The sequence below is a fragment of the Streptococcus sp. HMSC078D09 genome, from assembly GCF_001813675.1.
Taxonomy (GTDB): Bacteria; Bacillota; Bacilli; order Lactobacillales; family Streptococcaceae; genus Streptococcus.
The window spans coordinates 37,035-47,418 of record NZ_KV813663.1; the positions used below are offsets into that span (position 1 = coordinate 37,035).

11 protein-coding genes are annotated in these 10,384 nt (G+C 36.7%); 3 read left to right on the forward strand and 8 right to left on the reverse strand.

All coding sequences use genetic code 11. The features are described 5' to 3' along the window. The first annotated feature begins 33 nt into the window (after positions 1–33). Positions 34–375 carry a metal-sulfur cluster assembly factor gene (locus HMPREF2926_RS04385; RefSeq protein ID WP_070586604.1) on the forward strand — a complete coding sequence of 114 codons (342 nt, stop codon included), beginning with the start codon at positions 34–36 and terminating at the stop codon, positions 373–375. 161 nt (positions 376–536) lie between these two features. Here the strand turns inward: HMPREF2926_RS04385 and HMPREF2926_RS04390 are convergent, their stop codons facing one another. Together HMPREF2926_RS04390 and ilvD are read right to left on the reverse strand one after the other, a co-directional pair. After that, positions 537–1,811 carry a uracil-xanthine permease family protein gene (locus HMPREF2926_RS04390; protein ID WP_070586605.1) on the reverse strand — a complete coding sequence of 425 codons (1,275 nt, stop codon included), beginning with the start codon at positions 1,809–1,811 and terminating at the stop codon, positions 537–539. A 589-nt stretch (positions 1,812–2,400) separates the two neighbouring features. Continuing rightward, complete coding sequence (gene ilvD, locus HMPREF2926_RS04395) at positions 2,401–4,104, reverse strand: dihydroxy-acid dehydratase (RefSeq protein ID WP_070586606.1); 1,704 nt, start codon at positions 4,102–4,104, stop codon at positions 2,401–2,403. 214 nt (positions 4,105–4,318) lie between these two features. Between ilvD and rpmF the strand changes: the two genes are divergently transcribed. Beyond that, positions 4,319–4,501 (forward strand): 50S ribosomal protein L32, encoded by a 183-nt coding sequence (gene rpmF / locus HMPREF2926_RS04400; protein ID WP_003009516.1) that lies wholly within the window; start codon positions 4,319–4,321, stop codon positions 4,499–4,501. 15 nt (positions 4,502–4,516) lie between these two features. Continuing rightward, on the forward strand, positions 4,517–4,666 hold the full coding sequence (gene rpmG, locus HMPREF2926_RS04405; protein WP_001265622.1) for a 50S ribosomal protein L33: 150 nt from the start codon (positions 4,517–4,519) through the stop codon (positions 4,664–4,666). Between the two features lie 468 nt (positions 4,667–5,134). On the opposite strand, the gene HMPREF2926_RS04410 is transcribed toward rpmG, so the two are convergent. From HMPREF2926_RS04410 to HMPREF2926_RS04435, 6 genes are all read right to left on the reverse strand, one after another. Then, the gene (locus HMPREF2926_RS04410) at positions 5,135–5,920 is read right to left on the reverse strand and encodes an ABC transporter permease (RefSeq protein ID WP_003013947.1); all 786 of its coding nucleotides are present in this window, start codon (positions 5,918–5,920) and stop codon (positions 5,135–5,137) included. 1 nt (position 5,921) lies between these two features. Further along, positions 5,922–6,716, reverse strand: coding sequence for an ABC transporter permease (locus HMPREF2926_RS04415; protein ID WP_003013825.1), 795 nt, complete (start codon positions 6,714–6,716; stop codon positions 5,922–5,924). Then, positions 6,713–7,699, reverse strand: coding sequence for an ABC transporter ATP-binding protein (locus tag HMPREF2926_RS04420; protein ID WP_070586607.1), 987 nt, complete (start codon positions 7,697–7,699; stop codon positions 6,713–6,715). Before HMPREF2926_RS04420 ends, HMPREF2926_RS04415 begins: the two co-directional genes overlap by 4 nt. Positions 7,700–7,739: 40 nt before the next feature. Beyond that, positions 7,740–7,895 carry a gamma-polyglutamic acid synthetase gene (locus tag HMPREF2926_RS04425; RefSeq protein ID WP_070586608.1) on the reverse strand — a complete coding sequence of 52 codons (156 nt, stop codon included), beginning with the start codon at positions 7,893–7,895 and terminating at the stop codon, positions 7,740–7,742. An 884-nt stretch (positions 7,896–8,779) separates the two neighbouring features. Continuing rightward, on the reverse strand, positions 8,780–9,415 hold the full coding sequence (locus tag HMPREF2926_RS04430; RefSeq protein ID WP_070586609.1) for an SdpI family protein: 636 nt from the start codon (positions 9,413–9,415) through the stop codon (positions 8,780–8,782). Then, a complete protein-coding gene (locus HMPREF2926_RS04435; protein ID WP_003009465.1) occupies positions 9,402–9,683 on the reverse strand; it encodes an autorepressor SdpR family transcription factor in 282 nt (93 codons plus the stop codon). The genes HMPREF2926_RS04430 and HMPREF2926_RS04435 overlap by 14 nt, the downstream gene beginning before the upstream one ends. Positions 9,684–10,384 lie beyond the last annotated feature (701 nt).

The following is a 10,384-nucleotide window of genomic DNA, read 5'->3' on the forward strand; positions in this document are numbered from 1 at the left end:
ATGGAAGCCATACTACACTGAAAGGATCTTGCGATGAGAGAGGATATCAAAATCAATGACCGCGCCCTGGCCCTAGAGAAGTCATTAATCGAACAATTGGAGCTTGTATTTGATACCGATGTTGAGTTAGATGTTTATAATCTTGGACTGATCTACGAGATCCATCTAGATGAAGCCGGCACTTGCAAGGTGGTTATGACCTTTACCGATACGGCTTGTAGCTGTGCTGAGAGCCTTCCGATCGAAATCGTCGCTCGCCTAAAAGAAATCGAGGGGATCGAAGATGTCAAGGTTGAAGTAACTTGGTCTCCCGCTTGGAAAATTACACGAATCAGCCGATACGGGCGCATCGCCCTTGGCCTTCCACCACGATAATAAGCATTACCTTTTAAAAAATGCATTCAACTAACGAAGGAAGGCCTCTTTGGAAATCCGATCCACAATAAAAACGAGGAACACCAGCTCTGACATCAGAGTCTGTTCCTCGTTTTTTATAATGTTTAAATCCATTCAAACTTTTTCACTACCAGAATGGACTAAGCCTCATCAGCTTTTGGTTCAGGAAGGATTTGGTACAACACTATTCCTAGAATGGTCGACGTTGCCACACCCGTGATTTGAAGACCACCGAGGTCAATCATCAAACCACCGATCCCTGATACTAGGATCACACTTGCAATCAAGAGATTCTTTTTATTATCAAAATCAATCTTATGTTCAACTAAAATTTTCAAACCGCTAGCAGCGATAACCCCAAAGAGGGCAATAGACAAACCTCCCAATACAGGAGTTGGAATAGAGTGCAAGAGTGCTGATAGCTTCCCAATAAAGCTCATGACAACCGCAATCACTGCTGCGCCTGAAATAACGTAAACTGAGTAGACCTTACTAAGGGCCATCACCCCAATGTTTTCCCCATAAGAAGTTACCGGAGGAGCTCCAAAGAATCCAGCAATAATCTGTGCCAAGCCATCACCAGTAAGCGTATGGTCAAGCCCTGGATCCTTGAAGTAATCACGCTCAGTCAAACTATTTAAAACCATGAGGTGACCAAAATGTTCCGTCATGGTCACAAAGGCAATCGGAGCCATGGTCAAAATCGCACTTGGATAGAGCTTAAAGCTATAATCCACAAATGGAATGTCAAAGTTTGGAACTTGAATCCAATGCGCCGCACTTACCTCTGAGAAATTGACAAAACTATGTCCTGTCAGCAAACCAAGAGCCAATGAGAAAATATAGCCCACAATTAATCCAAGTAAAATTGGGACGACACCGACAATCTTCTTGCCATACATGTTAAATAGGATAACCGCAAAAAGGGTCACCATCGAAATCAATAGAGCATAACCACTATAGCTTTTATTTAAGGTTGTCGCATCAGTGACTGCATTTGCCGCAAGACTCAAACCAATGACCATGATAATGGGACCAACCACGATTGGTGGAAGGACCTTATTAATCCAATCTTTACCCGCATGCTTAACAATCAGAGCTACAAACAAGTAGACCAAACCACCCGCCATAGCACCCTGGGCAACTGCCGCGATCCCATCTGACTTCATCAGCATTTGCATCGCTGCAATATAAGCAAAACTAGACCCCATATAAGCAGGAATCTTATACTTGGTCACTGTCAAGTGAGCCAAGGTCCCCAAACCAGATGAGAACAAAGCAATGGCAGGATCAATCCCAACCAAAATCGGCACCAGCACTGTCGCCCCAAACATGGCAAACAAATGCTGGAAAGATAAACCAACCAATAAACCAGGTTTTGGCATATCATTCACATCATATTTAACGTCATTCACGATCGTAAAAACCTCCTAAAATTAAGATGCGACAAGCTATGGCTGAACAAAAACGTCTACCTTCGATGACCAAATCGTTAGGACACACTCCCTGCTTCCATCATCGACGATTTCTTTTTTGATCAAACCACTTTTCAACTATACAAAAAAATCCCCCACAACAAGGAGATACACAAAATATAGGCTGGTCTTCCCAGGCCTTTCATTTCCATAGCTCCTTGCCTGCCTCTCTGGACAGTATTAAAGGATTGATTCGATTAGTCACAATTATAGCAAATTATAGACGGATTTACAAGAAAAATGACAGATGATACACTCAAATCCCCCCAAAAGTAATATTCATACGCTTCAGCGACAGGGTTGAAAATAGCCACTCTGAGACAAAAAAGAGGCTGGGACAAAAGTCCTAGCCTCTCAATTGATTTTTGAATTGTCGAGCAAGACGCAGTGGTTGAGTGGGCTCTACTACGCTGATTTCATCAGCTTTTACAGCCCTACTCAACTGTGCGGAGGTGGGACGACGAAATCGAATTCTAACGAATGACCGATTTCTGTCTCACTCTCTTTTTGGACAAAGTCGTCCTTGCAATTACTGTTTACCAGACTGTTCCATATTCCAAAAGTCGGTTACAGCACCACGTGATGCTGAAGAAACGATGTGGGCATATTTACCCAGAACCCCACGGCTATACAGTGGTGGCAAGGTTGTTTCAGCCTTCCGTTTGGCCAACTCTTCATCTGAGACATGCATGGTGATTTCTTTGGTATCTTGGTCAACCGTTACCAAATCCCCAGTGTGGAGGTAGGCGATTGGGCCACCGACCTGAGCTTCAGGCGCAATGTGACCGACAACGAGACCGTAAGTCCCACCAGAGAATCGTCCGTCTGTCAAGAGGGCCACCTTGTCTCCTTGGCCTTTCCCAACGATCATAGAGGACAAGGACAGCATTTCCGGCATACCAGGACCACCCTTCGGACCTACGAAACGGACAACAACAACGTCGCCATCCACGATTTCATCCGAAAGAACGGCTTCAATGGCAGCTTCTTCTGAGTCAAAGACCTTAGCAGGACCAGTGATGTTACGAACTTTCACACCTGATACTTTGGCAACCGCCCCTTCTGGAGCCAAGTTCCCTTTCAAGATGATCAATGGACCATCCGCACGTTTTGGATTTTCAAGTGGCATGATGACTTTTTGACCTGGTGTCAAATCAGCGAAGGATTCTAAGTTTTCAGCCACCGTTTTACCGGTACATGTGATGCGATCCCCATGAAGGAAACCATTCTTCAGAAGGTATTTCATGACAGCTGGCACGCCACCGACATTGTAAAGGTCTTGGAAAACGTATTTCCCTGAAGGTTTCAAGTCTGCCAAGTGAGGTACGCGCTCTTGGAAATCGTTGAAGTCTTCAAGCGTCAAGTCCACATTAGCCGCATGAGCGATCGCGAGCAAGTGAAGGGTGGCATTGGTGGAACCACCTAGCGCCATGGTTACTGTAATGGCATCTTCAAAGGCTTCACGGGTCAAGATGTCAGATGGTTTGAGTCCCATCTCCAGCATCTTCACAACTGCACGACCTGCTTCTTCGATATCAGCCTTTTTATCAGCTGATTCAGCAGGGTGAGAAGAGGAACCTGGTAAGCTCAGCCCAAGGACCTCAATCGCTGTCGCCATGGTGTTAGCCGTATACATCCCACCACAGCCACCAGGGCCAGGGCAGGCATTACATTCAAGATCTTTCACTTCTTCAGCGGTCATATCACCATGGTTCCATTTCCCGATCCCTTCGAAAACAGAAACCAAGTCGATATCCTCGCCGTTCAGATTACCAGGAGCAATGGTCCCACCATAAGCGAAGATCGCAGGGATATCCATATTGGCAATGGCAATCATCGAACCAGGCATGTTCTTATCACAGCCCCCGATGGCTACAAAGGCATCGACGTTGTGACCGCCCATAGCCGCTTCGATAGAGTCCGCGATGATATCACGTGACGTTAGGGAGAAGCGCATCCCTGGTGTCCCCATAGCGATCCCGTCCGCAACCGTAATGGTGCCAAATTGGACCGGCCAAGCACCTGCATCTTTCACACCTTCTTTGGCCAATTTTCCAAAATCATGAAGGTGGATGTTACAAGGGGTATTTTCCGCCCATGTCGAAATCACTCCGACAATCGGTTTTTCAAAGCTTTCATCGGTCATTCCCGTCGCGCGAAGCATGGCACGGTTGGGAGATTTTACCATGCTATCGTAGACACTACTACGATGGCGTTTGTCTAATTCTGTCATGTCATTCCTCTCGTTACATTTTTTACCATTATAGCATAAAAGAGGCCACAAAGATAGGCATGGACTTTGGAGAAACAGACAACAGAAAAGTTTCTTTCAAAAATTTCAATTTTTTTGTCAAGTAACTTTACTTTACAAAAAAGTTTTGTTATACTGTTAAAGTTGATGAAAATCAAACCTAATTGAATTTATATCTTAAAAGGAGAAAAATGAAATGGCAGTACCTGCACGTCGCACATCAAAAGCGAAGAAAAACAAACGTCGTACGCACTACAAAGTAACAGCTCCATCTGTAAACTTTGACGAAGCAACTGGAGATTACTCACGTTCACACCGTGTATCACTTAAAGGATACTACAAAGGACGTAAGATCGCTAAAGCTGCATCAGCTGAATAATAGAAGGGAGATACCATGCGCGTAAATATTACACTTGAACACAAAGAATCTGGTGAACGCTTGTACCTTACTTCTAAAAACAAACGTAACACTCCAGACCGTCTTCAATTGAAGAAATACTCACCAAAACTTCGCAAACACGTTGTGTTTACAGAAGTTAAATAATAGGTCATTACGTTTCAGTAGAAACGAAAAAACCTTGATTTAACGCGATTCTTGAATTTTCGAATTTCAATGTATTGCAATAAAAATCAACCGAATGACTACCTTTTTTGAAATAAGAATAATGATTCGGATATATAAAAGAAGAGGAACTTTATTGTGAAGCTCCTCTTTTTGTTATGTGTTCTTTTTCTCACAGATCGTATGACCTGGTTTGACACAGTTGGATTTCAGGTACTTTCAGTTTAGCTTTATATCAACCATCATCAAAATCCAACTATTTTCTTATTTTAAAAAATATGAATAAGTTTGATTGAATGAGGGAATTTCTTTAAATTTTTTCTTAGCACCTATAAGTTAATAATACTATTCTTTAAATTATAGTTTATAATTATCTGATGTTTCAATGACCACAAAACAAAGTACAGCGAATCACTTCCTTTAGTCAAACATATAACTGAACAACATTGTTTATCTTCCTGCACTTTCATATTTTTTCAATCCTTTTCTAAAAATTGTACGACTGATAATAATCAAAAAAACTGTAAAAACTATTTGATAGAAAAATAGGTTCAATGTATCTTTCCCTAAAAATATTAATACTGCAGGATTGGCAATTAATAAATTGGGAACAAATAACATAGTGATCAATCTGTTAATACCTGTAAAAATATTATATGGATACTTAGAAATTCCAATATAATTCAAAAATACATCTACTTTTGAAAATTTAGTTGGGAACCAAAATGAACTAATCGTTATTAGAAACCAAATTGAATAATATATAATACAACCACACATTAAAGAAAGGATATAAAATAATATTTTTAATGAATTTAAATGTACATTTAAATTTCCATAACTTATAAAAATGATCGCAAGACCAAAAAAAGTATTCACGAATTGAACTAAATTAAATGATCTAAAAATATAGAACAACTGAGTATCAAACGGCCTCAATAAAATTTGATCCAAGTTACCACTCAAAATATCTGATTCTAAAATTCCCATACTTCTAATTAACAATCCCATCATAACTCCATCTACAATAGTGTAGGAACCTACCAAAAATAAAATTTGATAATAGTCCCAACCATTAAAAGAGTCTATGTTTAAGAAAATCAATCTAAAAAATACAATAGGTAAACCAATCCACAGTATCGACGAAAATAGACCACAAAAGAAGTCAAAATGAAAATTCATATCAGATTTAAAACCAAAATGAAGTAGCCTAAAAATTACTTTTATTCTAAACATTTTATCCTCCCACATTTGAGAAGTGCTCCACTCCTTTTCTCAATATGAATCTTGATATAATATAAAAAATGATGCACCAAATCAATTGAATACAAATAATTCTCAAATAGTCTATTAATTTATATGTATCATTACTAAACATCTGAAGCGGTTCATATACTAAGTATTTAAAAGGTAATACATCTAAAAACAGACGAAAATTATTTGAAAAAAAACTTAAAGGCAATAATATTCCTGATAAAAACTGAATTACTATTTCTTTAACAGTAAGGACAAAAAATATATTTTCTAACCAAAAAGAAAGCATACCTACACAACATGATATTAAAAACCATAGAACCATAGATAGAATAATTGCAATACTTCCTAAAATAAGAATTTCAATGGTTAATAACTCATTCTTGTAATAAACACTGGAGAATAAAATGACAGGAATGATGATAAATAATAAATGAGCAAGCCTATCTCCAAGCATTTTACAAAAATAATACTTATAAAAAGTAACAGGTTTTATTAATATGCTAAAAAAATTTCCTGAATGAACATCGTCATTGATTTCCCAATCAACTGGATAAAAAACAAAATATGAAAAAATTATAGTCCCCAAATAGTATTGAACCATTGAGGTAAAATCATATCCTGCTATATTTATCTGGTTACTCTGATATATATACGTCCATAAAAATACTGATATCATAATTTGTATACTTGCCTGTAACATTAACAATAGTACACTTGATTTATAGTTCAAAATAGATCGAAATGATATCAGAATAATAGACATTTCTTTTTTCAATTGTGCTCCTTTTTTGTAAAATAGTTTTGTAAAATAATTTCTTCTAAAGAAAGATTTGATATTTCAAAATCTTCTATATCTACAAGCTTATTGATTGATTCTAATGTCTCAAAGACAAAATCTCTAGGTATTTTTAGTATACATTCCGATTTTGTTTGATAAATGACTACTACTCCTTTAACAGAGCATAACTCTGGTACCAAATCTAATGTCATTTTTATCTTTAAATATTTAAAATCAGAAAATTTAGATAAAATAACATCCATTGACTCCTGCAAAATAATTTTTCCTTTGTCAATGACGATTAATTCGTCACAAACAGACGAAATATCATCCATATCATGACTCGTTAAAATAATAGTAGTATGACATTCTTCATTCATTTTCTTTAAAAATGTTCTGATATCTTTTTTAGACTGTATATCTAACCCTATAGTAGGCTCGTCTAAAAATAATATTTCCGGACTTGTTAAAGATGCCGCGATAAACTCCATTTTCATTTTTTGTCCAAGAGAGAGGGTCCGGACCTGCTGGTAAAGCTGATCTTTTACATTCAACAAATTGCTTAATTCCTGAATTCGTTCTTGTAAAATCGCCGGTTCTACCTCATATAAAGTACCAATCAATCGAAAATAATCCATAGCCGAAACATCTTGAAATAACTGTAATTTATTTCCTACTACTATTGAAATTTTTTTTCTAAAATTTATACTTCTTTTAAATGGAATTTCTCCATTCACTTCTAATTTTCCGGAACTAGGATAAAGAGTCCCAGTCAACATTTTAATCGTTGTGGATTTACCAGCTCCATTACTCCCAATAAAGCCAACTATACTCCCTCTCTTAATCGTAAAACTAATATCTTGAACAGCTCGAATCGTTATTTGATTACGTTTCAAAAATCTCTTGATAAATGGGAGTCTTGAATCAAAATTATAAAAATTTTTAGATAAATTCTGAGCATTAATAACTATTTCACTCATATATCTCTCCTTTCGATAAAATATATTTACTTGTACTTTTTCAATACTTTACCAAAATGCTAAAGATTGAGCTAAAATCTTCGGGATGGGTAAAATAATATTTGTCTTTAAAAAGTTTCTCAAAACCTTCAAGGCGATTATTGAAATCATTAAATTTTGTATTGTCTAGCTGGTTGAATGTCTCTTTAATATCCATAAACTTTCTCCGTGATTCTTTATTTCACTTTATAAATAGAAGAGTGTCTATATATTTATAGATCCTCAAGAACTTGCATTTTATCAAGTATAAGTAGAATAGTATGTAAGGGTTTACATATTCGTATTATATGATTATTTAAGGAATCCGTCAATTTTCCACATTATTATATGACAAAATGTATTTTTTAAAAATGCAAAAATCTATGAGCAAGATGTTTGACTTCCTTTTTTAAAGTATATATACTTATATTAACCTTAGAAAAGAAAAAATGTTTGAACAGATATTCAATAATAATTACTTTTTTTAAAATTAAAATTCGAACTTTAAATTTTTATCTTTTTTATATTATTGAGTAACCTAAATTGCCCAATTTGTAAAATTTAGCTAGACAAAAAAAGACATCCAAGAGAAATTTCTTAAATGTCTGTAAACGTTGATATAAGCGTGTTGATTAACGTTTTGATAATTGTGATGCTTTACGAGCTTTCTTAAGACCTGGTTTGGAAAGTATGGGTTTCAGTTGGACTAAAAACAATGTAATACCAAGGATTTTCAGAACGATATCTACTGATTAATTTCATAAAATATGAATAAGTTTAAGCGAAATAGGGAAATTACTTTAAATATTTTATTTACAATTATAATTTATCAATGGTTTTCCTTCAATAATAGTATATAATGGAAGAAAACTGAGTCAACTATCCAGAAAGATACTATTCTGTCTGAAAATAGAATATAGTAGCCAAGTGTAAAGAATATACTATAAGCTTTCCGAAAAATTCGTATTTTCCTGAACGTTTTGAATTTGAAACGATGAACAAACAAAAACAACCGGAAAAGAAACCGTTCCCGACTGGCTTCTTCTCTGGTTGTTTTTCATACTAACGATTTTTCCGACTTAATTGATAAGAGTACACCATAGGGATAACCACAATGGCGAGGATGACCAGCACCAAAACATAAGAAAGTGCGAATTGAAGTCCTGCTTCAAGTAGAAGGATCAAACCTCCGAGGACCCACAACTTCCCTGCCAAGCGATGAGTTTTGTGCCAGTTATCTTCACTCTGCAAGGTCCAAGGCAGACGGATTCCAACCGTGTGATTCACTTTTAGCTTAGGCATGTAATTGCCCATGATTATAAAGATGAGACCCAGCAGAACCGAAACAAAAACTGATGGATTGGTAGTAGATCCTAGCGCCTTGCTATAGATGAGATAGGAGGTACTTAAGGAAACGATTGGGGTCAACCAGTAAATCGCTCTGATCATTTTTTCATTCATAGCGCTATTCTTAGAATCGCGACCGATCATAAAGATCATAAACAGATGCACCATGAGATCGAAAATAGGAAGACCAAACACAACCAGGGGTTTCGATTGGAAGTTATTGGCCTGGCCAGCAAAATTGAAGTGAATCGGGATTTGGTTAGGCAATTGCGACCAAATCATCAGCCCCCAAAGCATGGGGAAAAGGATTACCATAGAAGTTAATAGCAATAGTTTTTTATTCGTTTTCATCAGTAGAGTCTCCTTTCAAATCAACGAGCCAGACCATTAAATCCTCCAAGACAGAAGTATTGAGTTCATAGTAGATAAAATTCTTCTCTTTTTCCTCTCGAATTAAATCTGCCTGCTTGAGGAGGCTTAAATGATGGGAAATGGTCGCTCCTGCTACATCAAAGTGGCCAGCGATATCACCAGCAGATAATTTCCCCGCCTTTAGCAGTTCTAAGATACTTCTTCTTATCGGATTCGATAAAGCTTTAAATGTTTGCGCAAAATTCATTCTCTATCTCCTCTAATCTATTTAGAAATCTTTCTAAATAGATTCTAGTACTTTCGGATGGGTTTGTCAACTCTATTTAGAAAAAAAATCTAAATAGTTTCTGTTGTAAAAAAATATCAGACCTAAGACCGATTCTTATAAGCAGCGTCTTTCCTTAAGTTTTCTTTAAGAAATCAGACTTATAATAAAACCATCAAATGAAGACCTCCTAACTTTGTTTGATAGAAAATCCTAAACTTTTTCATAATAATCTCCCTATAAGAGCCACCAAAACCGGTGGCTTTTTCTCTACGTACCTTTACGAGCATCAGCGAGTTTAGGTACGTTGACGCAGTTCGAACGACAGTGAGAACTACGTTCCTTATAATGCTTAATGAGGTGAACTCAGAGAGTTCAACCGAATTTAGAGATATTGACGCAGTTTGAGCGAAACGAAAATTACGTTCCTTACTATCCTTAGTGAGTCAAGTCCAATAGGGGCGTAGACAAACTTAGGTACATTGATGCAGTTCGAACGCTAGTGAGAACTACGATCCTTAGAATGGAATAAGTAATTTTACTGTTTGGAATGATGATTAATGCATTTTGTCAGACTTAAGACCTATTTTTTAAACACAACCTTTTCTTAAGATTTCTTTAAGCAAACCGCCTTATAATAAAACCATCAAATAAAGACCTCCTAACTTTGTTTGATAGAAAAT

Bases quoted from the DNA above. Each gene is read 5' to 3' on its own strand.
- rpmF (WP_003009516.1), top strand. From the start codon at position 4,319: ATGGCAGTACCTGCACGTCGCACATCAAAAGCGAAGAAAAACAAACGT.
- HMPREF2926_RS04430 (WP_070586609.1), bottom strand. From the start codon at position 9,415: ATGAAAACGAATAAAAAACTATTGCTATTAACTTCTATGGTAATCCTT.
- HMPREF2926_RS04435 (WP_003009465.1), bottom strand. From the start codon at position 9,683: ATGAATTTTGCGCAAACATTTAAAGCTTTATCGAATCCGATAAGAAGA.
- rpmG (WP_001265622.1), top strand. From the start codon at position 4,517: ATGCGCGTAAATATTACACTTGAACACAAAGAATCTGGTGAACGCTTG.
- HMPREF2926_RS04410 (WP_003013947.1), bottom strand. From the start codon at position 5,920: ATGTTTAGAATAAAAGTAATTTTTAGGCTACTTCATTTTGGTTTTAAA.
- HMPREF2926_RS04385 (WP_070586604.1), top strand. From the start codon at position 34: ATGAGAGAGGATATCAAAATCAATGACCGCGCCCTGGCCCTAGAGAAG.
- ilvD (WP_070586606.1), bottom strand. From the start codon at position 4,104: ATGACAGAATTAGACAAACGCCATCGTAGTAGTGTCTACGATAGCATG.
- HMPREF2926_RS04425 (WP_070586608.1), bottom strand. From the start codon at position 7,895: ATGGATATTAAAGAGACATTCAACCAGCTAGACAATACAAAATTTAAT.
- HMPREF2926_RS04420 (WP_070586607.1), bottom strand. From the start codon at position 7,699: ATGAGTGAAATAGTTATTAATGCTCAGAATTTATCTAAAAATTTTTAT.